The sequence below is a fragment of the Teichococcus aerofrigidensis genome (assembly GCF_054073225.1).
In genome coordinates this window covers 1-21,547 of the sequence record NZ_JBSXMU010000064.1, presented here as the reverse complement: position 1 = coordinate 21,547, position 21,547 = coordinate 1, and the positions used below count along the sequence as shown (strand labels likewise).

The following is a 21,547-nucleotide window of genomic DNA, read 5'->3' as shown; positions in this document are numbered from 1 at the left end:
GGGCGGCGGAGCGGTCGCGATGGCCACGTCCTCGCCATCGCGGAAATCGGGGAAGCCGCGCAGCTGGTCCCGGCTGAGGGTGAACTGGATGCCCTTCTCGGTGAAGCGGAGGGTCGACCAGGCGACGGCGATGCGCCGTCGCCCGACCCCCAGGAAGCCGCCATAATCCAGCACGGCGGCGCGGGGCTGCCCTTCCGGCGTGACGAGGACATTGACCAGCTGGCCGACCACGATGCCGCTGACGCCCTTCACATCCTGCCCGAGGATGCGCAGCATCTCCCCCTTCCCCACCATTTCCCGCCCCGCCAGAGGCAGCGCCTCCCCCTCAGCGGGCGGCGCGCCCGGCTGGCTGGATTGCGGCTGCGGCTGCGGCTGCGGCTGCGGCTGGGCGGGCGGCGTGGCGGGGGCCTCCTCCGGCGCCGTGGGCTGGGCCTGTCCCTCTGCCGGGGCCCGCTCCCGGGATTGCTCCTGCCCCTGAGGCTGCGCCGGTGCCGCGACCTGGGCCTGTACCGGCAGGGCCGCCAGCAGCAGCAGGGCGGGCAGCGAGGCCGCCGCGAGAGGCCGGGCCAGGGTGGGGGAGAGGTCGTGCATCAGGGAGCTTCCCGGGGCGAGGCGGTTTCGCCCGGCCGCCGCCGCCCGATGGGGCTGCGGCGGCACGGGCCGTACCGATAACGGCGGCACCTCTCCCCGGTTGAACAGGCTCCAGCGGGAAATCGCCCCGGGCCTGCCGCTCATCGCGCCAGGGCCCGCATCCAGACCAGCACCCCGGCCGCTCCGGCATCCGGCTGGCCCCGGGCGCGATCGCCCAGATAGGCGGCGCGGCCCAGCCGCGGCTGCATGGTGGCAGTGGCCTGCAGGCCGGCCTCGGCGGCGGCCACCGCCTCGCCCCAGGCATCCCGCAGGCCGGAGCCGCGCGCCGTCGCGTCGGAGAAGGCCTCGGCGGCCGGGTGCAGGGCATCCAGCATGGTCCGGTCCCCCGGCCGGGCGCCTCCCAGCGCGGCGATGGCCTCGACCGCCTCCCGGAAGGCCGCGGCCCAGTCCGTGGCATCCGGAGCCTCGCGGCCCTCCAGCCGCCGCGCGGCGCGCAGCAGGGCCACGGCGTAGAAGGGCCCGGAACTGCCGGCGATGGCCCGGCGCAGCGCCTCCCCCATATGGGCCAGGCCGGTGGCCGGGGTGGCGAAGGCCGTCTCCGGCAGGGCGCGCAGCGCGGCGGCCCCCCGCGCCATGCTGAGGCCGAGATCGCCATCGCCCGCGGCGCTGTCGAGCGCGGTCAACTCAGCCTCGGCCTTCTCCAGCGCGGCGGCGACGCGCTCCAACCCGCCCCGCAGCGCGGGCGCGAGCGATCCGGGCGCCGTGGCCTCGCGCGGCGCTGGCGAGGGCAGCGCGGGCAGGATACGCGGTTCCGCGACGCGGCCATCGGCCAGCCAGGCCGGGGCATGCCCCGGCGCATCCAGCAGCGCCAGGCGATCGGCATCCAGCCGCAGCAGGCTCAGCGAGCAGCCCGGCATCTCGATCGCGGTGAGATAGTTGCCGCACCAGGCCCGCGGCACCTCGATCCCCTCCCGCCGCAACCGGGCCAGGGCATGGCGCGCCACGATCGCCAGTTCCATCGGCGGCGTGCCGCCCAGGCCGTTGACCAGCAGCGCCGCGGACTCGCCGGCGCGCAGCCCGAGATCGGTCAGGATGCTGTCCAGCAGGGTGTCGACCAGGGTATCGGCCGGCTGCAACGGCGCCCGGCGGACGCCCTGCTCGCCATGGATGCCAAGGCCGAGCTCGACCGCGTCCTCCTCCAGCGTGAAGCCCGGCCGGCCGGCCGCGGGAACGGTGCAGGCCCCGAGCGCCACGCCCATGCTGCCGAGATTCTCCGCCGCCGCCCGCGCCATGCCGGCCACCTCGCCGAGCGGCAGGCCGCGCGCCGCGGCGGCGCCGGCGATCTTGTGGATCAGCACCGTGCCGGCGATGCCGCGCCGCCGCTCCGGCGGCACGGTGTCGCGCAGCGCGACATCGTCGGCCACGACGACGATCTCGCAGGGAATGCCCTCCGCCCGCGCCAGCTCGGCGGCCAGGCCGAAGTTCAACCGGTCCCCGGTGTAGTTCTTGACGACCAGCACGGCGCCCGCCGGGCCGGCGACGGCACGGATGCCGCTCAGCACCGCATCGGTGCTGGGGGAGGTGAAGACGTCCCCGGCGATGGCGGCATCCAGCAACCCCTCGCCGACATAGCCCGCATGGGCCGGCTCGTGCCCGGCGCCGCCGCCGGACAGCACGGCGACGCGCCGCGCGGCGGGCGGCGGGATCTCGGCGCGCAGAACCACATCCTCCCCGGCCAGCAGGGCCTGACCGGGATGCAGGGCGACCTGCCCTTCCAGCATCTGCCGTACCACACGGCGCGGATCGTTGATCAGCTTCTTCACGGCCTGGGCTCCCTTCCCGTCGCGGCTGACCGTCAGGGTGGGCGGGCGCCGGGGCCACATCAAGCCGGTTTCAGTGCAGCAAAGGCGAATCTGGGACTTCACGGCGGACGCGGCCTGTGCTTTGGCTATCCGCATCCTCTGAAAGGCAAGAGCATGTCGAAGAAGTTCCTGGCCGATACCATCCAGAAGTCCATCGAGATCACCGGGATCGGCGCCAATGCCCTGGCCGGCGACATCATCGAGGCGATCAAGTCCGAGATCGTCCAGACCGGGCGCTTCACCATCCCCGATTTCGGCGCCTTCATCGTGCGCGAGACCCCGAAGCGCACGGCGCTGAACCCCCGCACCGGCGAGAAGGTTCCCGTGAAGGCCGGCGCGACCGTGCGCTTCAAGCCCTCGCCCTCGCTGAAGGATGCCGCGCACACGGCGCTGAAGAAGAACAAGCGCAAGGCCGCCAAGGCCTGAGGACGACGCCCGAGGCGGGCCGGGACAGGATCCCGGCGCGCCTCAGGCCAGGATGTCGAGCAGCGGCCGGCCGCCCTCCTCGATATCGCGGATCACGGCGGCCCGCGCGCCGGCCGCATCGCCGCGCCGCAGGGCATCCAGCACCGACAGATGGCCGTGACGGGGCCAGAGCAGCGGCCCCCGGACATACAGGTGACTGAGCAAAGGCCCGCACTGCATCCAGAGAATCTCGACCAGCCCGAGGAGCACCGGCATCCCGCCCAGGCGGCAGAGGCCGGAATGGAAGGCCTCGTTGGACTGGATGGCCGTGCCGAAATCCCGCTCCGCCTCGGCGGCGGCAAGCCGTTCATGGATGGCGGCCAGACGGTCGATCTGCTCCGCCCCCGCCCGTGAGGCCGCGGCCGCGGCCGCCTGGCCTTCCAGGTTGCAGCGCAGCGAACGGATCTCCAGGAATCGCGCGCGGTCGATGACGGGGACGAAGACGGTGCCGCGTTCGTCAAGTTGCAAGGCCTGCTCGGAAACCAGGCGCAACAGGGCTTCCCGCACCGGGGTGGCGCTGATGCCGAGTTGTTCCGCGAGCGGCCGCAGCAACAGCCTCTCGCCCGGCCGCAGGCGGCTGAGCATCAGCGCCGAACGGATGGCCTGATAGGCCTGCCCGCTCACACTGTCGCGGGAGATCCGGGTGAAGCCGGGATCCGCCTCCCGCCGGGGAGCGGCAGGCGGGACGGACCGCGTGTTCATGATTGACAGGCCCCGTGCGACATCCTCACTGTTATAACAAATGACGCATAACAAGTGTCATGACCAGGGAAGGACGTTGCCGATGACCAGGACGGGACGGGCCGGCACGGGCCCGCGCCATCCGCAGGCTCCGCGGACATAGGCGCGTGCTGTCCCTGCGCAAGCTGGCCGCCGGGCCAGGACTGGAACTGCGGGACGTGGCGCTGCCCCCGCCGCCGGGACCGGGCGAGGTCGGCATTCGCGTCGCCGCCGCCGGAATCTGCGGCAGCGACATCCATGCCTATGAATGGACGCCGGGCTACGACTTCATGGTGCCGCACCTGCCGCTGACCATGGGGCATGAGTTCGCCGGCCATGTCACGGCGGTGGGCGAGGGCGTCCAGGGCCTCACCATCGGCGATGCCGTCACCGCCTGGCCGACCATCGGCTGCCGCCAGTGCCGCGCCTGCCGTGAGGACCGGATGCAGGATTGCCAGGCGCGGCGCATCCTGGGCCTGCATTGCGATGGCGGCTTCGCGCCCCATCTCGTCGCCCCCGCCTTCAACTGCTTCCGCCTGCCCGCGGGTGTCGATGTCGCGCTGGGCGCGCTGAGCGAGCCGCTCTCGATCGCCGACAACGCGCTGCGCGTCGCCGAGATCGCGCCTGGCGACGCGGTTCTCGTGCTGGGGCCGGGGCCGATCGGACTGGGCATCGCCTGGATGGCGCAGCTTCGCGGCGCGCGCGTGCTGCTGGCCGGCTTCGACGACGCGCTCCGTCTCGCCTGCGCCGAACGCATGGGCATCCGGCACCGGGTCGATCTGCGCGACACGCCGATGGCCGAGGCGGTGCGGCAGGTCTTCGGCGAGGCGGTCGACCGGGTGATTGAGGCGACCGGCGTCACCACCTCCATCACCGAGGGGCTGTCGGTGCTGCGCTCCAGCGGCATCCTGGTGATCGCCGGCATCCATTCGCGACCACTGGAAGTTCCGGTCACGACGCTGGTGCGCAACAAGCACCAGCTCCGCGCGGCGCATGACACGACCCGCGACGCCTGGCCGCGCGTCCTGGCGCTGCTGGCCGATCCCGCCAACCGCGCGGCGCTGGAGGCGATGGTCACGCACCGCCTGCCGCTGCGCGAGGCAGCGCGTGGCTTCGAGATGGCGCGGCGGAAGGATGCGGTGAAGATCCTGCTGCGGCCGGACGAGGATTGAACAGCCGCGAAGAACGGCGGAACGGGGAGGAATCACGGGTATGAACGGAATGACGACACGCCGGTGGGCGCTGGGGCTGCTGTCCGGCGTCGCGATGATCGCGATGGGCAGCGCCCGGGCCGCAGCCGAGGTTCGCTTCGGTGCCCTCTATCCCTTCAGCGGCGAGCTGGCCGTGCTGGGTGACGAAAGCTGGCGCGGGCTGGAGCTGGCGGTCGAGGAGCGCAACGCCGCGGGCGGCGTGCAGGGCGAGAGGATCGTCCTGGTGCGCGGCGACGCGGTGGACAACAACCAGGCAGTGGCCGAGGCGCGGCGGCTGATCTCGGTCTCCGGCGTCAAGGCGATCTTCGGCACCTATTCCTCGGCCCGCGCGCAGGTGGCGAGCCAGGTGGCCGAGCTGGCGCGCATCCCCTACCTGGAGATGGGCGCGGTCTCGGACTCCATCACCGACCGCAAGTTCCGCTATCTGTTCCGCACCAACCCGACGGCCAGGGACATGGCCGAGCGCTCGATCGAGATGGTGATCAACGCCGTGGCGCCGGCCCATTCGGTGCAGCCCAAGGAGCTGCGCGTCGCCATCATCCATGAGGATAGCCTCTACGGCACCACGGTCGGGCGCTTCCAGGCGGGCTTCGCCAAGGAGCAGGGCCTCAACATCGTCGAGACGCTGCCCTATCCGGCCAATGTCGTGGACATGTCCGCGCTGATCCTGCGGCTGCAATCGGCCAAGGCCGATGTGGTGCTGCAGACCTCCTACCAGAACGACACGGTGCTGTTCTTCCGCCAGGCGCGCGAGGCCGGCTTCAGGCCACGCGCCATCATCGGCGGCGGCGGCGGCTACTCGCTGCGCGAGACCATGCAGGCGGTCGGCCAGGACGTCATGGACGGCGTGCTGAACATCGACTTCACGCAGATCGCCACCAACCCCAAGGCGGCGCCGGGCATCCCGCACTTCCTCGAGGCCTACCGCGCCAAGTACGGCATGGAGCCGCGCTCCGGCCACAGCCTCGGCAATTACGCCGGCGCCAAGATCTATCTTGAGGCCATCGACAAGGCGAAGTCCTTCTCGGCCGACGACATCGCCGCGGCGCTGCGCGCGCTCGACATCCCGGAAGGCCAGACCGCGGCGGGGTGGGGCGTGCGGTTCGGCGAGAACGGCCAGAACCAGCGGTCCAAGATGATGGGCCTGCAATGGCAGGACGGCAAGCTCGTCACCGTCTTCCCGTCCGAGGCGGCGGTCTCCGACCTGCGCCTGCGCCGCTGACAGCCCGCGCGCCTGGCAGCGCCCGGCCACGCCCAGCCAGGTCCCTTGGGGGAGACGTCATGCAAACCTTCCTGCAGCTCGTCATCAATGGCCTCATGCTGGGCGGCCTCTTCGCCATCATCAGCATCGGGCTGACGCTGATCTTCGGCATCATCCGGCTCGTGAACTTCGCCCATGGCGAGTTGCTGATGGTTGGCATGTACCTGACCTGGATCGGCACCAGCCAGCTCGGCCTGCACCCCTATGTGCTGGCGCCGCCGGTGGTGCTGGTGCTGTTCGTCATCGGCGTGCTGATCCAGCGTTTCATCCTGCAGCCTCTGCTCGACGCGCGCGACGCGCATGTGCAGATCTTCGCGACGGTCGGGCTGTCCACCGCCCTGATCAACCTGGCGCTGCTGGTCTTCGGCGCCGACCTCTACGCCACGCCCGCCCCCGGGGTGCGGGAGGCGATCCATTTCGGCCCCTTCCGCGTGCTGATCGGCCAGCTGGTCATGTTCGGCTGCGGCATCGCCGTCGTCGTCGCGCTGCACCTGTTTCTGGAGCGCAGCTATCTCGGCCGCGCCATCCGCGCGACCGCGCAGCATCGCGCGGCGGCGCAGCTCATGGGCGTCGACGTGCGCCGCATCTACATCGTCACCTTCGGCATCGGCGCCGCCTGCGTCGGGCTGGCCGCGGTGCTGGTGGCGCCGCTCTATCCGACATCGCCCACGGTCGGTACCTATTTCGTGCTGACCGCCTTCGTCGTCGTGGTGCTGGGCGGCATGGGCAGCCTGCACGGCGCCTTCGTCGGCGCGCTGCTGATCGGGCTGGTGGACAGTCTCAGTGCCTACTACATCGCGCCCGACCTCAAGGAGGTGGTGATCTTCGGCCTCTTCCTCCTGGTCCTGCTGGTGCGCCCGACGGGGCTCTTCGGCCTCGGGCGCGGCTCGGAGTGAACGGTATGGGCAGGCTCCTCGATCCCCGCACCGCCGCGGCCGCGCTCCTCCTCCTGCTGCTGCTGGCGGTGCCGCTTCTGGTGCAGGACGACTTCGTCTTCCACGTCTTCATCACCATCTGCCTCTATGGCGCGCTGGCGACGGCGTGGAACATCGTCGGCGGCTTCGCCGGACAGCTTTCCCTGGGACACGCCATCTTCTACGGCATCGGCGCCTATACGGCGGGTCTGCTGGTGCCGCTCGGCGTCTCGCCCTGGATCGGCATGCTCGCGGGCGCGGCCCTCTCGGCCCTGGTGGGCGTCGGCATCGGCCTGCCCTGCTTCCGCCTGCGCGGACCGTTCTTCGCGCTGGCCACCATCGCCTTCCTGCAGGTGATCCGGCTGCTGGCGCTGCATTTCACCGACCTGACCGGAGGCGCCGTCGGGCTGATGGTGCCGTTGCAGACCGGCTGGGCCTGGATGATCTTCTTCGAGCGCTGGCCGTCCATGCTGATCGCCTTCGGCCTGCTGGCGCTGACCCTGGCCGTCGCCGCCTGGGTCCGCCATGCCCGCTTCGGCTACTACCTGGTGGCGACGCGGGAGCGTGAGCCGGCCGCCGCGGCGGCGGGTGTCGACACGCTCCGGGTGCGGCTCCACGCCGTCGCGCTCTCCGCCGCGCTGACCTCGATGGTCGGCACCTTCCATGGCATGTACCTGACCTTCATCGAGCCGGAGGCGATGTTCTCCCTCGCCTTCTCGGTGCAGATCGCGATGTTCGCGCTGATCGGCGGCATCGGCACGGTGATGGGGCCGCTGCTGGGCACGCTGCTGGTCGTCCCGCTGACCGAGCTGGCGCGCGGCTGGCTCGGCGCCTCGGCGCTCGGCCTGCACGGCTTCGTCTATGGCACGGTTCTGGTGCTGATCGTGCTGTTCGTCCCCGATGGCCTGGTCGGGCTGATCCGCCGCAGGCCGAAGGCGCGCGAAGTGGAGGTGGCGGCGCCGGCCACCGTCCCGGCCGAGGCGGCTGCGCCCGTCCGGCGCGCCATCGGTGAGCCGATCCTGGTGGCCGAGCATCTCCATAAGCGCTTCGGCGGGCTCACCGTCACCGATGATGTCAGCCTCACGCTGCGCCAGGGCGAGGTTCTCGGCATCATCGGGCCGAACGGCGCCGGCAAGACCACGCTGTTCAACCAGCTTTCCGGCTTCCTCGCGCCGCAGAGCGGCATCGTGCGCATCCGCGCCGAGGAGGGGGGCTACATCACCCCCGGCACGCCGCACGGCTTCGCGCGGGCGGGCGTGGGGCGCACCTTCCAGATCGTCCAGCCCTTCGCCGCCATGACGGTGCTGGAGAACATCATGATCGGCGCCTTCCACAACCATCCCACCCATGCCGCGGCGCGGGAGAAGGCGCTGGAGGTGGCGCAGCGGATGGGGCTCTGGGCGCAGCGCGACGCCGAGGCGCGCTCGCTCACCATCGGCGGGCTGAAGCGGCTGGAGATCGCCCGCGTCATGGCGATGGAGCCACGCATCCTGCTGCTGGACGAGGTGATGGCCGGGCTCAACCAGACCGATGTGCGGCGCGCCATCCGGCTGATCGAGGACATCCGCGACAGCGGCGTCAGCATCATCGCCATCGAGCACGTCATGCAGGCCATCATGGCGCTGTCCGACCGCGTCATCGTGCTCAATTCCGGGCGGCTGATCGCGGAGGGCAGGCCGGCGCATGTGGTGCGCGACCCGACGGTGATCGAGGCCTATCTGGGCGAGGAGTTCGCGCATGCTCACCCTGCATGAGGTCCAGGCCGGCTATGGCCGCACCACCATCCTGCACGGCATCAGCGCCGAGGTGCGGGCGGGCGAGGTGGTCACCATCGTCGGCGCCAATGGCGCGGGCAAGACCACGACGCTGCGAAGCATCGCGGGCCTGGTGCGGCCGACCGCGGGGCGCATCACCTTCGAGGGCGAGGAGATCGGCCGCATGCAGCCGCATGAGGTTGTGGCGCGCGGCATCACCCTGATCCCCGAGGGGCGGCAGCTCTTTCCCTTCATGAGCGTGCGCGACAACCTCCGCATGGGGGCCTACACCCCGGCCGCGCGCGCGCGGATGCAGGAGACGCTGGAGGAGGTGCTGGACCTGTTTCCGCGCCTGCGCGAGCGGCTGGATCAGTACGGGGGTTCGCTCTCGGGCGGCGAACAGCAGATGGTGGCGATCGCCCGCGGGCTGATGGCGCGGCCGAAGCTGTTGATGTTCGACGAGCCCTCGCTGGGGCTGGCGCCGATCATCGTCCGCCAGGTCTTCGACGTGGTCGAGCGCATCGCCTCGACCGGTGTCACCGTGCTGATCGTCGAGCAGAACGTGTTCCGCACGCTGAGCATCGCCGACCGGGGCTATGTGCTGGAGAACGGCGCGATCGTCATGAGCGACACCGGCGCCGCGCTGCTGCGCGACGATCATGTGCGCCGCGCCTATCTCGGGATCTGAGGGGTGCCTCACTTCGCCCAGAGCCGGACGATCAAGAGCCGGACGATCAAGGGCCGGACCACCAGGAGAAGACAATGAGCGGGACCATCGCCGGACGCCCGAGCCATGCCGGGCAGATCGTGCTGGTGACCGGCGCCGGGCAGGGCATCGGCGCCGCCATCGCGGAGGGCTTCGGCCGGCGGGCCGCCGCGGTCGGCGTGCTGGATGCCTATGCGGAGCGGGCGGAGGAGGTGGCGGCGGCGATCCGTGAGGCGGGCGGGCGGGCCGAGGCCGTCGCCGCCGATGTCGCGGATTTCGACGCGCTGTCCATCGCCGTCACGGCGGTGCAGGCGCGGCTCGGCGGCGCCTTCACCACGCTGGTCAACAATGCCGGCATCTCGCCCAAGCATCAGGGCAAGGCGGCGCCGGTCTGGGAGATGGCGCCGGAGGAGTGGCAGCGCGTGGTGGGCGTCAATCTCAGCGGCTGCTTCAACACCATCCGGCTGCTGGCGCCGGCGATGCGCGAGGCCGGGCGCGGCACCATCGTCAACATGTCCTCCGTCGCCGGAAAGACCTATTCCAGCGTCGTCGGCGTGCACTACGCGGCGACCAAGGCGGGGCTGATCGGGCTGACCAAGCATCTGGCCGCCGAGCTCGGGCCGGCGGGCATCCGCGTCAACGCCATCGCGCCGGGCCGCATCGACACGCCGCTGATCCGCACCGTCGATGACAGCATGAACGCGGCGCAGGTGGCGGCGACGCCGCTCGGCCGCCTCGGCCTGCCCTCCGAGGTGGCCGATCTGGCGCTCTACCTCACCTCCGACGAAAGTTCCTTCATCACCGGCCAGACCGTCGATGTCGCCGGCGGGATCATGATGACGTGACGGGAGAGATCGCGGATTACATCGTCGTCGGCGGCGGCTCGGCCGGATGCGTGGTGGCGGCGCGGCTGTCGGAGGACCCCTCCACGCGGGTGCTGCTGCTGGAGGCGGGACCGGAGGACCGCGACCTGTGGATCCATGTGCCCGCCGGCTATGCGCGGCTGTTCGCCAGCGGGCGCTATGACTGGAAGTACGCGACCGAGCCGGAGCCCGCGCTCGAGGGCCGCAGCATCAACTGGCCGCGCGGCCGGGTGCTGGGCGGCTCCGGCTCGATCAATGGCCTGGTCTTCCTGCGCGGCTCGCCACGGGATTACGACCGTTGGGCGCAGGCGGGGGCGCGCGGCTGGGCCTATGACGACGTGCTGCCCTATTTCCGGCGGATGGAGGACTGGGCGGGGCCACCGGGAGAGACGCGCGGCAAGGGCGGGCCTCTGCCGGTCAGCCAGGTGGCGCGGCTGTCGGAGGGCGCGCGCGCCTTCATCGCCGCCTGCGAAAGCCTCGGCCTGCCGCGCAACGCCGACATGAACGACGGCGCGGTGGATGGCGTCATGCCGATCCAGATGAATGTGCGCGGCGGCCGGCGGGTCTCGACGGCGCGGGCCTATCTGCGCCCGGCGCGGCGGCGGCCCAATCTCCGTGTCGTCACCGGCATCGAGGCGCGGCGCCTGCTGGTCGAGCAGGGCCGCGCCATGGGTGTGCTGGCGCGCCGCGCCGATGGCACGGAGGAGACCTTCCGCGCCGCGCGCGAGGTGGTGCTCTGCACCGGCGCCATCGCCACGCCGAAGCTGCTGATGCTGTCGGGCATCGGCGACGGCGCCGATCTTGCCGCCTTCGGCATTCCCGTGCTGCGGCACAGCCCGGGCGTCGGGCGCAACCTTCAGGACCACCTGATCGCCCGCCTCGCCTTCCGCACCCGCCCCGCCGGCACGCTGAACGAGATCATGGCCAGCCGCCTCGGCCTGACCCGCACGGTGCTCGGCTACGCGCTGCGGCGCGACGGCCCGCTGGCGGTGGGAGCCACCGAGGCCACCGCCTTCGCGCGCGTGACGCCGGGCGCGGAGGAGGCGGAGGTGCAGTACCAGTTCATCAACTTCGGCCTGAACCCCGGCAGCTACGTGCTGCCGCCGCTGCCGGGGGTGATGATCAATTTCGGCCAGTGCCGGCCCGAGAGCCGTGGCGAGATCCGGCTGCGCGGCCCCGACCCGGCGGAGCCTCCGTTGATCCACGCCAACTATCTCGACGCGCCGCAGGACCAGCGCATCATGCTGGAGGGCGCGCGGCTCGGCCGGCGCATCGGCCGCGCCCCGCCCTTCGCCGGGCTGGTGCGGGAGGAAATCGCGCCGCCCGCCGGGCAGGACGATGACGCGACGCTGCTCGACCACATCCGCCGCACCGGCGGGACGGTCTATCACCCCTGCGGCACCTGTCGCATGGGGGCCGATGACGCCGCCGTGCTGGACCCTGAGCTCAGGCTGCGCGGCATCGCCGGGCTTCGCATCGCCGATGCCTCGGTGATGCCGCTGGTGCCGTCCTCGAACATCCAGCCGGCGGTGATCATGGTGGCGGAGAAGGCCGCGGACCTGCTGCGGCGCCCCTGATGCTTCCGATCCGGCCCGGCGCCGTCAGCCGCGCGCGGGGTCCAGCAGGGCCGCCACCCTGCCGGCCAGCTCGTTCTGCCGGAAGGGCTTGCGAAGCAGGGGCAGGCCCTCCGGCAGCAGCTCGGGGTCGGCATAGCCGGTCAGCACCAGCAAGGGCAGGCAAGGATATGTCGCCCGCAGCCGGCGGGCCAACTCGACACCGCTCATGCCGGGCATCACGAGATCGGTCACCACCAGGTCGCAGCCCGCGCCCTGCTCCAGCGTGGCCAGGGCGGCCTCGCCGCTGGGCACCTCCGTCACCTGATGGCCCAGATCTGTTAGGAAAGCCGTGGTGATGCTGCGGACCCCGGGATCGTCATCCACCACCATGATCCTGGCGCGCGCCGCCCCCGCCGCCGGCTGGCCATCCTCTTCCTTCGCCTCGGCCCGTGGCCGACGGGCGCGGGGCAGGAGCAATTCGACCGTGGTCCCCCGCCCCGGCTCGCTGCTGAGCAGGGTGGTGCCCCCCGACTGGCGGCTCAGCCCATAGACCATGGACAGGCCCAGGCCGGTGCCCCGCCCGACCTCCTTGGTGGTGAAGAACGGCTCGAAGGCCTGGCGCAGGACGGCGGGCGCCATGCCCGCCCCGTCGTCTGTGACCGCGATGGACACGTAGTCACCGGAGGGCAGGTCGGCGGCCTCGCCGTCCGCCAGGCTGACATTACGCGTCGAGATGGTGATGGTGCCGCCCTGCTCCATGGCGTCGCGGCTGTTGATGCAGAGGTTGAGCACGGCGAGGCTCAGCTGCTCGGGATCGACCATGGCCTGCCAAAGCTCCGGCGCCAGGTGCCAGCGCAGCCCGATCCCGTTGCCGATGCTGCGCTGGATCAGATCCTCGGTGTCGCGCAGGAGGCTGTCCACCACGGTCGGCTGCAGCTGGAGATCCCGCTTGCGGCTGAAGCTCAGCAGCCGCTGCGTCAGGGAGGAGCCGCGCTCCGCCGCCATGATGGCGTTCCGCAGCAGCCGCTGGCGCCGGCTGTCCCCATCCTCGATGCGCGTCAGGAGCTCGAGCGTGCCGAGGATGGCGGTCAGCAGATTGTTGAAGTCGTGCGCCACGCCGCCGGCCATGGTGCCCAGCGCTTGCATCTTCTCGGACTGATGCAGGCGCTGCTCCAGGTTGCGCTGGTCGGTGATGTCCTGCTCCAGAACGGCCAGATGCGTGATCTGGCCGCCGCGGTTGCGGATCGGCGTGCGGGTCACGCGCACCCAGCGCGTCATGCCATCCTGCTGCCGCTGCTCCACCTGCTCCGCCGGCAGGCCGCTCTCCAGCGCCGCCGCCTCGGCGGCGAGCAGGGCCTCCCGGGCCGGCGGGTCGAGCATATCCGCCTCCCGGCGATGCAGGCATTCCTCCACGCTGCGTCCGAGGGACTGGGCCTTGGCCGCGTTGAGGCGGACGAACTCGCCTGCCTCATCCTTGAAGCTGACCGCCGCCGCGGAGCTGGCCATCAGCCCCTGCAGCAGGGCCTGTTCCGTCTCCAGCGCCTGCGCCAGCCGGTAGCGCGACACGGCGCCGCGCACCATGCTGAGCAGGCCGGCGGGCTCCCAGGGCTTCGGCGCGTAGCCGGCGATGCGGCCGTTGTTCACCGCGTTGATCACCGCCTCGAGGTCGGCATAGCCGCTCAGCAGCAGGGCTTCCGCGGCAGTGATCTCGCGCGCGCGCGCCAGGAACACGTCGCCCGGCATCTCCGGCATGCGCTGATCGGAGATGATGACATGCACCCGCGGCTCGCGCGCCAGGATCTCCAGCCCCTGCGCGCCCGAGCCGGCGGTCAGTACGCGGAACTCATCCTCGAGGAGATCCGAAAGGGCGACGAGGATCTCCTGCTCGTCGTCGACCAGCAGGATCGTCGCCGGACTGCGATCAGGCATGCTCGGCCGCCGTGTCCGGCTCGCGCGGCACGCTGATCAGGAAGCGCGCGCCGCCGGACTCGCCGTCATCGACAAGGATGGTGCCGCCATGCGCCTGAATGACGTTGTAGGCGATGGCCAGCCCGAGGCCGGTGCCCTGGCCGACCGCCTTGGTGGTGAAGAAGGGCTCGAAGATGCGGTCGCGCATCGCCTGCGGCACGCCCGGCCCGGTGTCGGTGATCTCGATCTGGTAGTCGCGCATGTCGTTCCGGGTGGTGATGGCGATGGTCCCCCCCTCGGGCATGGCATCGGTGGCATTGCTGATGATATTCATGACCACCTGGTTCAGAAGCGCGGGGGAGCAGCAAAGCTCCGGCACGGCCGTGTAGTGGCGCTGGACGATGACACGGTCGCCCAGCTTGTGTGCCAGCAGCGCCAGCACCGTGTCCAGGGCATCGGGGACATTCACAACCCGGAAGGCGTCCTCCTGGCGCGAGAACTTGCGCAGATTCACCACCACCTCCTGGATGCGGCGCAGCCCCAGCGCCATGGCGCCGACGCGCTCCCGGCAGCGGAGAAGCTGCGGCCGCCCCTCGGCCGCCTCCGGCATCGTCGCCTCGATCTGGCCGAGCAACCGCTCCACCGTGCCCTGATGCGCCAGGATGAAGGCCAGGGGATTGTTGATCTCATGCGCGATGCCGGCCACCAGCTCGCCGAGCGAGGCCATCTTGGCGGCCTGGACCAGCTTGGTCTGGGTGTCCCGCAATTCGCGGTTGGCGCGCTCCAGGGCCTCGGCCAGCGCGGCCTTGGCCTGGGCGGCGGCAGCCTCGGCGCGGGCCCGCTCCACGGCCGTCAGCCGCGCCCGGCTCTCCTCGGCGGCACGCCGGTCCTCCTCCTGCAGCATCTTGCGGCGCAGGGCGGCGTTGATCCGCAGGACCAGAACCTTGGCATCGGCGGAGGCGGGGATGATGTCGTCCGCCCCGGCCTCGTAGGTGCGGGCCATGGCCTCGTGCCCGGCCGGGTCCTCGGCGCCCAGGGTGATGATCTGGAAGCCGGCGCCGGCGCCGGGGTCGCGCAGCGCGCCCAGGCGGCGGCAGAGGTCCGCGGCCTCCCCGCCCTCCTGCGGCATGCCGAAGACCACGCCGTCCCACCGGTCGCGCTGCTCCGCCACGGCCGCCAGGGCCGCCTCCGGCCGGGCAAAGGGCGTGACCTCGTGGCCGCTACGCTCCAGCAGGCCGGTGAGATAGCTCCGGTAGGTCGGGCTTTCATGCAGCACCAGCAGGCGGGCGCGGCGGAACGGCGCGGCGGCCGTCTCCGGCGCCGCCGATGCGGTCCGCTGCCGCAGCAGCGCGCGGATGCGCGGCAGCAGCATCTCCGGCGCCGCCGACTTCGCCACATAGGCATCGGCGCCGCTCTCCAGCCCCTGCCGCTCCAGGTCGCCCTCGCGCGCCTCGGTCAGCATCAGGACGGGGATGGCGCGGGTCCGGCTGTTCAGCCGGATCTGCCGCACCAGCTCATCGCCATTGATCCCCGGCAGATGATAGTCGGCGATGACCAGCGCCGGCAGCGGGCCGTTCAGCGCCTCCAGCGCCAGCTCGGCGGTGGCCACGCGGCGCACCGGGAAGCCGTGGCCCTCCAGCATGTGGCGCATCTGCAGTGCCTGGGTCTCGGAATCCTCGACCAGCAGCAGCGGCCCGGCGGACTCGCTCATGCCCCCCGCCCCCGCGCCATCTGCGCCAGGCGTGGCCCGATCAGCGGCAGCGGCAGGCTGAGACAGGAGGCGCCCAGCCGCACCGCCGCCGCCGGCATGCCGTAGACCACCGCCGTGCTCTCATGCTCGGTGAGGGTGAAGCCGCCGGCCTGGCGCAGCTCCGCCAGACCCAGCGCGCCATCCTCGCCCATCCCGGTGAGCAGCACGCCGACGGCACGCGGCCCCAGCGCCGCCGCGACCGAGCGGAACAGCAGGGTGGCGGAGGGGCGCTGGCTGGCCAGCGGACGCCCGGCGCTGACCTGCATCAACCCGCCCGGGCCGAGGAGGAGATGCCGGTCGCCGGGGGCCACGTGGACATGGCCGGGGCGCGGCGCCTCGCCATCCCGCGCCAGGCCGACCTTGAGCGGGACCAGCCCATCCAGCCATTGCGAGAAGCCCTCCATGAAGGCGCCTCCCATATGCTGCACCAGCAGCACCGGCAGCGGGAAATCCGCCGGCAGCGCGCCCAGCACCTGGGCCAGGGCCGGCGGCCCGCCGGTGGAGGCGGCGATGGCCAGCAGGCGCGGCGCCTCCGGCTGCGGCGCCGGAACCGCCTCCGGCCGGAGAACGGGGCCCGGCGTGACGCCACGGCGGCGGATGACCGGCACCTGGCTCATGATCGAGAGCTGGGTACAGATGGTCTCGGCGATGCGGTCGTGGCCACCGCTCTCCATCCCCACCGGCTTCTCGACCACCGCCAGGGCCCCGGCGCGCAGCGCGTTCATGGAGATCCGCAGCGAGGCATCCTCGACGCTGTCGGCGATGACGACGATGGGTGTCGGCTGCTCCGCCATGATGCGGCGGGTCGCCTCCAGCCCATCCATGCCGGGCAGGCGGATGTCCATGGAGATCACGTCGGGGCGGATGCGCGGCAGCTCGCGCAGCGCCTCCTCGGCCGAGCCGACCGCGGCGACCAGGCTGAGGCGCGGATCGCGCGAGACGATATGCGCCAGGAGGCGGCGCACCACCGCGGAATCCTCGACGATCATGACGCGGGCGGGCGCGGAAAGGCTCAAAGCAACTGTCCGATGGTCGAGAGCAGTTCGCGCTGGTCGAACTTCTGCTTGGTCAGATAGGCATTGGCGCCGAGTTCGAGACCGCGCCGGACATCCTCGGGATCCGCCCGCGAGGTCATCAGGATCACCGGCATGGCGGCCAGCCGGCGGTCGGCGCGCATGGCCTGCAGCAGCGCGAAGCCGTCCATGCGCGGCATCTCGACATCCGCCACCACCAGGTCGGGCACCGCGTCGCCGCGCAGCAGGTTGAGCGCGTCGAGCCCGTCCACGCTCAGCAGGACGCGGTAGCCCTGCGCCTCCAGAATGCTCTTCTCCAGCGTCCGCGTCGTGATGGAATCATCCACCACCAGGATGGTGGCCGCCGCGGCCGGGGCAGGACCCTGCGGCGCCAGGCTGAGACCGGCGGCGGCCAGCCGGCCTTCCTCGCGCAGCCAGCGGCCGATCAGCGCCTCGGGGCTCAGCACCGGCACGGGCGCCGCATTGTCCCGCAACGCCACCCCCATGAGGAGGCTGGCGGCGCCGGCGTCGAAGGGCGCGTCCAGCCCCTCGACGGTCAGTTCCTGCACATCCCACAGGCGGTCCACCGCCAGGGCGCAGCGCCGCTCGCCACTGCGCAGCAGCACGGCCTGGATGTGATCGGCCTCGATGGGGATGGGGAGCGCGGGCTGGTCCAGAAGAAGGGGCAAGGCCATGACAGGGGCGATAACGTCCCGACCCTCGATTCCGATGCGCGCGATGCTGCGGCCCTCGACCTTTTCCAGCCCATCGGCCCGCAGCCGCAGCAACCGCTCCACCCCATGCCCCGGCAGGCCGTAGATCCGCCCGGCGACCTCCACCAGCAGCACCGGCTGGCGCGCCGCGGACAGCGGCAGGGCCAGTTCCACCTCGGTTCCCCAGGGGCGGCGGGGCCGCATCCGCGCGGTGCCGTGCAGGCGCCGTGCCGCCTCGGCCACGACAGAAAGGCCGATGCCGCGGCCGGAAAGCCGATCGACCGCGGCAGCGGTGGAGAAGCCGGGCTCGAAGACCAGCGACAGCAGGTGGTCGGCCGGCGGCGGCGGCGCATCCGCCGGGCGCGGTGGCAGCAGGCCCTGGCGCACCGCCACGGCCTCGATCCGCGCCAGATCCGGGCCCCGCCCGTCATCGAAGACGGTCAGCAGCAACAGGCCGCCACGGATCCGCAGCCGCAGCCCGATCTCGGCGGCTGCGGGCTTGCCGGCGCGGCGACGATCGGCGTCGCTCTCGAGGCCGTGGCCCACGGCGTTGCGCAGCAGGTGGGTGACGGGGTCCTTCAGCGCCTGCAGCAGCCGGCGGTCGGCCTGCAGGTCCAGCCCTTCCAGGCGCAGCAACGCCTCCGTCCCCGCCTCGCGCGCCAGGTCGCGGGCCATCGGGCCGAGGCCGCCCAGCACCGTCTCGGCGGACACCAGGGCGATGCGCTCCACCTGACGGCGGAGCTCGGCCAGCGACGCATCCTCCGCCGCTACCGCCGCGCGCTGCTCCCGCCCGAGCCGCGTCGCCTGGCGCAGGGCGCGGTCCAGCGCCCGGTCCAGCTCCGCCATCTGCTGGCCCCCCGCTCCGGGCCCGCCGGCGCCGCGCCGGGCGGCTTCCCAGCCGCGCCGCAGCCCGCGCAGCTCGGCCTCCAGGGCGGCCAGGCCGGCCTGCAGGGAATCGCGGTGCTGCAGGCCGGCGGCCAGCGCATGCACCGCGCCGGACAAGGCATCGAGCTGGCTGGCACGCAGGCGCAGATAGTCCGGCCCCGTCACGACCTCGGCCGGGTGCACCGGGGCCAGAGCCGGAGTCGGGGCCAGAGCCGGGGTCGGGGGCAAGGGCGGGGCCGGCGCCGCCCCGGACCGCGGTGCCTCGCCCGGCCCGGCCTTGGCGCCCAGCACGCCGTCCAGGGCGCCGAGCGCGGCGGTGGGCCGGGGCGCCGCGCCGCCCGTCGCATCCAGCGACGCCACCTGGCTCTCCACGCCATCCAGCCCGGCCCGCAGCGCCGCGACCACCTCCGCCGACAGCGCCAGGCCGCCTTCCGAGACGCGGCTGAGAACCGCCTCCAGGCGGTGCGCCAGCTCCTCGACGGCAGGCAGATCGACCGCCCGCGCCGCGCCCTTCAGGCTGTGCGCCCGGCGGAACATGTCCCGCAGGTCATAGGGCTCGCCGGCGCTGGCCGCCATCAGGCCGGCGCGGATCGCATCGAGATGCTCGCGATGCTCGGCGGCGAAGGCGGCGAGAAGCTCCTGGCGGAAATCGTTCATGGGCTCAGGCGGCGGTCATTCTCGAACGGGCTCTCACAGGCGGTACCGGTCGGAGAGCGTCACCAGCTGCTGGGAGAGCTGCGACAGGTTGCCCGCCGCCATGTCGAGCTGCCGGGTGCCGGCAGCCGTCTGCTGGCTGGCCTGGCGGATGTTCTGCAGCGCGCTCATCACCTGCTCGATGCCGAGCTGCTGCTGGTTGGTGCTGGCGACGATCTGCTGGAAGGTCTGCACGCTTTCCTGGATCCGTCCGGTGATCTCGGTGATCGTCGCATGGGTGACGCCGGTGCGCTCGCGCCCGGCGGCGACGCGCTTCACCGCCTCCTCGGTCGACATGACGGAGGCGTTGATGCCGCGCTGGATGTCGCCCAGGATCGAGCGCACCTGGTTGGTCGCGTCCTTCGCCTGGTCGGCCAGGGTCTTCATCTCTCCGGCGACCACGGCGAAGCTGCGTCCCTGCTCGCCCGCCGCCGCCGCCTCGATGGCGGCGTTCAGCGCCAGCAGGTGCGAGCGCTCGGAGATGTCGTTCACCGTGGCGATGATCTCGCCCACCGCCTGGGTCTTCTCCGACAGCGCGACGATGTGGCCGGCGACCGCCTCGGCCTGCTCGCGGATCGCGTCCATGGCGCGCACCGTCTCGTCGACCGCGACGAGGCCCGCGGTCGAGGTCTGCGCCGTGGCCTGGGCGGAGGCGATCACCTCCTGCGCCCGCTTGCCGATCTGGCCGCCGGAATGGGTGATCTCGTCCACCGTGGCGGCGGTTTCCTGCACGGCGGCCAGCTGCTCCTCGACGCTCGCCGCCTGCTCCTGGGTGCTGGCGCGGATCTCGGCGGCGGCGGCGTTCAGGTTCTCCGTCGCGTCCCGGCTCTGCCGCGCGAGCTGCCGCAGCCCCTCCACCATGCCGTTCAGCTCGACCCCGAGGCGGCGCAGCTCGGCCGGCCCGTCCTCCGCCGCGCGCCCGCCGAGGTCGCCACGCCCGACCTGCTCCACGAAGGTCATGAGCTTGGCCAGCGGGCGGGCGATGGAGCGACGGATCATCAGCGTGACGGCGATGCCGAGCAGCAGCGCGCCGAGCAGCATCAGCAGGACCGAGACACGGCTCTCCTCGTAGATGTCGAGGCTGGCGCGCTGGCCGGTGACGACGATCTCGTTGAGCGTCTCCTGGATCTGCTGCAGCAGGACCGTGAACTCGGTATGGACATTGAGCAGGCTGGCGCCCTCCGCCGCCACGGCGGACAGGTCGTCGGCGCGGATCGCCTGGAACTGTTCGCCGCTGAACTCGCGCAGCTGCCGCAGCACGGACCCCGCCTGGGCCAGCTGCTGGCTGATCCGCTGCCAGCCCTCGCGCCGCTCGCGGGTGATGGCCGTGGCGATGTTCTGGGCGGCCAGGCTCTGCATCTCGCCCAGCACGCGCTCGGCCTGGCTGGCGTGGCGCGGCCAGGCCTGCTGCGGGTTCTCGCCCTCCACCGGCTGCTCCAGGCGGCGCACCAGGAAGCGGGCCACGGTGCGGCTGCGCGTCTCCTGCATCCGCGCCTCGGTCTCCTGCAACAGCAGCAACTGGCGCAGCATGGCGACGTCACGGGTGACGACGATCTCGGAGGACTGCGTCACCACGCCGATCTGGTGCAGGCCATAGGCGCCGAGGCCGACCAGCAGCAGCGTCATGGTGGCGAAGCCGAGGAGGATGCGGTTGGCGATGCTCAAGTCTCGGCCTCCGGGGCAGCATGGCTCTGCGCCAGATAGGGGCGCAGCAGGTGGTGGGGATCGATCAGCGACATCACCGGCCGCCGGCCGGCGGGCAGTTCGCCGGCCAGCTCGGCCGGCAGGGGCGCATGGGCGGTGACCGGCGTGGCGGCATCCTCCGCCGCCAGGAAGGGCAGCGCCGCCGGCAGCCGGGCGAGGCCGAGCGCGCGGTCCACCCGCAGGGCGAAGCGGCGCGGGGTGTGGCGCAGCAGCAGCAGATGCCCCCCCGCCGGGGCGGCGCCCGCGGCGCCCCGGCTCAGGGCGGCGGCCAGGTCGAGGACATTGAACAGCATGCCGCCCTGGCCGCAGACGCCCAGCATGGCCGGCGGCGTCCCCGGCAGCGGCGCGCAGGGCACGAAACTCAGGATACGGAGCACCGCATGCAGCGGCAGGGCGCAGAACTCCTCGCCCAGGCCACAGGCCAGCACGGCGACGCTCGGCTGCGCGCGGCTGCCGGCGGCGCGGCCGGCCAGGGCCCGGGTGCGCTCCTCCAGCAGGCGTTCGGCCTGGCGGCGCAGTCCCGGCAGCGGCGAGAGCCCGCCGGGCATCAGCGGGCCGGGCCTGCGGGAGGAGCCTCGAGATGCAACCGCACCAACTCCCTCAATTGCCTGGCCGTCATGCCGTCCCCTTCCTCCAGCGGCGTGGCGGCGGGCAACTCCCGGGCCAGGCGCGCGGCCGTGGCCAGGGCGCGCCGGCCGGCCATCTGGCGGCCCTCATCTAGCAACAACAGCCCCAGCTGGTAATGGGCCATGGGAAAATCGCCCTTGAGGTAGAGCGCGTCACGGAAGGCGCGCTCCGCCTCGCCGGGCTGGCCGAGGCCACGGGCGATCAGCCCCTTGTAGTAGTGCGGCGCTGGCCGGATCGGCTGCTGCGCCAGCACCGTCTCGCAGGCTGCGCGGGCGGCCGGCAGGTCTCCCGCATCGGCCAACTGGCGGACGCGCCGGAGCGCCACCTCCGCATCCTCGCGCGCCGCCGCGC

17 protein-coding genes and 1 pseudogene are annotated in these 21,547 nt (G+C 72.3%); 8 read left to right on the top strand and 10 right to left on the bottom strand.

Translation table 11 applies throughout. The annotated features are described in order from the left end of the window. Together ACVMLK_RS13775 and ACVMLK_RS13770 are read right to left on the bottom strand one after the other, a co-directional pair. On the bottom strand, positions 1 to 591 hold a 591-nt coding region (locus ACVMLK_RS13775), incomplete at its 3' end, for a PRC-barrel domain-containing protein (protein ID WP_457486703.1). A gap of 140 nt (positions 592 to 731) precedes the next feature. After that, positions 732 to 2,414 (bottom strand): dihydroxyacetone kinase family protein, encoded by a 1,683-nt coding sequence (locus ACVMLK_RS13770; protein ID WP_457486702.1) that lies wholly within the window; start codon positions 2,412 to 2,414, stop codon positions 732 to 734. A 153-nt stretch (positions 2,415 to 2,567) separates the two neighbouring features. On the opposite strand from ACVMLK_RS13770, the gene ACVMLK_RS13765 reads away from it, so the two are divergent. Next, positions 2,568 to 2,879, top strand: coding sequence for an HU family DNA-binding protein (locus tag ACVMLK_RS13765; protein WP_198366926.1), 312 nt, complete (start codon positions 2,568 to 2,570; stop codon positions 2,877 to 2,879). Between the two features lie 42 nt (positions 2,880 to 2,921). Here ACVMLK_RS13765 and ACVMLK_RS13760 read toward each other — a convergent pair whose 3' ends face one another. Then, positions 2,922 to 3,620, bottom strand: coding sequence for a GntR family transcriptional regulator (locus ACVMLK_RS13760; protein WP_457486701.1), 699 nt, complete (start codon positions 3,618 to 3,620; stop codon positions 2,922 to 2,924). A 146-nt stretch (positions 3,621 to 3,766) separates the two neighbouring features. On the opposite strand from ACVMLK_RS13760, the gene ACVMLK_RS13755 reads away from it, so the two are divergent. From ACVMLK_RS13755 to ACVMLK_RS13725, 7 genes are all read left to right on the top strand, one after another. Beyond that, the gene (locus tag ACVMLK_RS13755; protein WP_457486700.1) at positions 3,767 to 4,810 is read left to right on the top strand and encodes a zinc-dependent alcohol dehydrogenase; all 1,044 of its coding nucleotides are present in this window, start codon (positions 3,767 to 3,769) and stop codon (positions 4,808 to 4,810) included. A gap of 49 nt (positions 4,811 to 4,859) precedes the next feature. Next, a complete protein-coding gene (locus ACVMLK_RS13750; RefSeq protein WP_457486699.1) occupies positions 4,860 to 6,071 on the top strand; it encodes an ABC transporter substrate-binding protein in 1,212 nt (403 codons plus the stop codon). A 59-nt stretch (positions 6,072 to 6,130) separates the two neighbouring features. After that, complete coding sequence (locus ACVMLK_RS13745) at positions 6,131 to 7,006, top strand: branched-chain amino acid ABC transporter permease (protein ID WP_198366793.1); 876 nt, start codon at positions 6,131 to 6,133, stop codon at positions 7,004 to 7,006. Between the two features lie 5 nt (positions 7,007 to 7,011). Next, positions 7,012 to 8,778: a branched-chain amino acid ABC transporter ATP-binding protein/permease gene (locus ACVMLK_RS13740; protein ID WP_457486698.1), complete on the top strand. Its 1,767-nt coding sequence runs from the start codon at positions 7,012 to 7,014 to the stop codon at positions 8,776 to 8,778. After that, positions 8,762 to 9,466: an ABC transporter ATP-binding protein gene (locus ACVMLK_RS13735; RefSeq protein ID WP_198366795.1), complete on the top strand. Its 705-nt coding sequence runs from the start codon at positions 8,762 to 8,764 to the stop codon at positions 9,464 to 9,466. The genes ACVMLK_RS13740 and ACVMLK_RS13735 overlap by 17 nt, the downstream gene beginning before the upstream one ends. 74 nt (positions 9,467 to 9,540) lie before the next feature. Continuing rightward, entirely contained in the window at positions 9,541 to 10,329 is a 789-nt protein-coding gene (gene fabG / locus ACVMLK_RS13730; protein WP_198366796.1) for a 3-oxoacyl-ACP reductase FabG, read from the top strand. Next, a complete protein-coding gene (locus ACVMLK_RS13725; RefSeq protein WP_457486697.1) occupies positions 10,326 to 11,924 on the top strand; it encodes a GMC family oxidoreductase in 1,599 nt (532 codons plus the stop codon). The genes fabG and ACVMLK_RS13725 overlap by 4 nt, the downstream gene beginning before the upstream one ends. 24 nt (positions 11,925 to 11,948) lie before the next feature. Here ACVMLK_RS13725 and ACVMLK_RS13720 read toward each other — a convergent pair whose 3' ends face one another. The 7 genes and pseudogenes from ACVMLK_RS13720 to ACVMLK_RS13690 all read right to left on the bottom strand — a co-directional run. Further along, positions 11,949 to 13,832 (bottom strand): response regulator, encoded by a 1,884-nt coding sequence (locus ACVMLK_RS13720; protein WP_457486696.1) that lies wholly within the window; start codon positions 13,830 to 13,832, stop codon positions 11,949 to 11,951. Then, complete coding sequence (locus ACVMLK_RS13715) at positions 13,825 to 15,522, bottom strand: ATP-binding protein (protein WP_198366799.1); 1,698 nt, start codon at positions 15,520 to 15,522, stop codon at positions 13,825 to 13,827. The genes ACVMLK_RS13720 and ACVMLK_RS13715 overlap by 8 nt, the downstream gene beginning before the upstream one ends. Continuing rightward, on the bottom strand, positions 15,519 to 16,550 hold the full coding sequence (gene cheB / locus ACVMLK_RS13710; protein ID WP_422925354.1) for a chemotaxis-specific protein-glutamate methyltransferase CheB: 1,032 nt from the start codon (positions 16,548 to 16,550) through the stop codon (positions 15,519 to 15,521). The genes ACVMLK_RS13715 and cheB overlap by 4 nt, the downstream gene beginning before the upstream one ends. 23 nt (positions 16,551 to 16,573) lie before the next feature. Next, entirely contained in the window at positions 16,574 to 18,829 is a 2,256-nt protein-coding gene (locus ACVMLK_RS13705) for a hybrid sensor histidine kinase/response regulator (RefSeq protein ID WP_457486695.1), read from the bottom strand. Between the two features lie 33 nt (positions 18,830 to 18,862). Next, positions 18,863 to 20,530: a methyl-accepting chemotaxis protein gene (locus ACVMLK_RS13700; protein WP_457486694.1), complete on the bottom strand. Its 1,668-nt coding sequence runs from the start codon at positions 20,528 to 20,530 to the stop codon at positions 18,863 to 18,865. Beyond that, entirely contained in the window at positions 20,527 to 21,117 is a 591-nt protein-coding gene (locus ACVMLK_RS13695; protein WP_422924997.1) for a chemotaxis protein CheW, read from the bottom strand. The genes ACVMLK_RS13700 and ACVMLK_RS13695 overlap by 4 nt, the downstream gene beginning before the upstream one ends. After that, positions 21,117 to 21,547: pseudogene (locus ACVMLK_RS13690) on the bottom strand (hypothetical protein); the annotation flags it as partial. The gene ACVMLK_RS13695 and the pseudogene ACVMLK_RS13690, both read right to left, overlap by 1 nt.

What these genes read in the sequence shown, in the direction of transcription:
- ACVMLK_RS13765 (WP_198366926.1), top strand. Translation starts at nt 2,568, where the DNA reads ATGTCGAAGAAGTTCCTGGCCGATACCATCCAGAAGTCCATCGAGATC.
- ACVMLK_RS13760 (WP_457486701.1), bottom strand. Translation starts at nt 3,620, where the DNA reads ATGAACACGCGGTCCGTCCCGCCTGCCGCTCCCCGGCGGGAGGCGGAT.
- ACVMLK_RS13750 (WP_457486699.1), top strand. Translation starts at nt 4,860, where the DNA reads ATGACGACACGCCGGTGGGCGCTGGGGCTGCTGTCCGGCGTCGCGATG.
- ACVMLK_RS13745 (WP_198366793.1), top strand. Translation starts at nt 6,131, where the DNA reads ATGCAAACCTTCCTGCAGCTCGTCATCAATGGCCTCATGCTGGGCGGC.
- ACVMLK_RS13740 (WP_457486698.1), top strand. Translation starts at nt 7,012, where the DNA reads ATGGGCAGGCTCCTCGATCCCCGCACCGCCGCGGCCGCGCTCCTCCTC.
- ACVMLK_RS13735 (WP_198366795.1), top strand. Translation starts at nt 8,762, where the DNA reads ATGCTCACCCTGCATGAGGTCCAGGCCGGCTATGGCCGCACCACCATC.
- fabG (WP_198366796.1), top strand. Translation starts at nt 9,541, where the DNA reads ATGAGCGGGACCATCGCCGGACGCCCGAGCCATGCCGGGCAGATCGTG.
- ACVMLK_RS13720 (WP_457486696.1), bottom strand. Translation starts at nt 13,832, where the DNA reads ATGCCTGATCGCAGTCCGGCGACGATCCTGCTGGTCGACGACGAGCAG.
- ACVMLK_RS13715 (WP_198366799.1), bottom strand. Translation starts at nt 15,522, where the DNA reads ATGAGCGAGTCCGCCGGGCCGCTGCTGCTGGTCGAGGATTCCGAGACC.
- cheB (WP_422925354.1), bottom strand. Translation starts at nt 16,550, where the DNA reads ATGATCGTCGAGGATTCCGCGGTGGTGCGCCGCCTCCTGGCGCATATC.
- ACVMLK_RS13705 (WP_457486695.1), bottom strand. Translation starts at nt 18,829, where the DNA reads ATGAACGATTTCCGCCAGGAGCTTCTCGCCGCCTTCGCCGCCGAGCAT.
- ACVMLK_RS13695 (WP_422924997.1), bottom strand. Translation starts at nt 21,117, where the DNA reads ATGCCCGGCGGGCTCTCGCCGCTGCCGGGACTGCGCCGCCAGGCCGAA.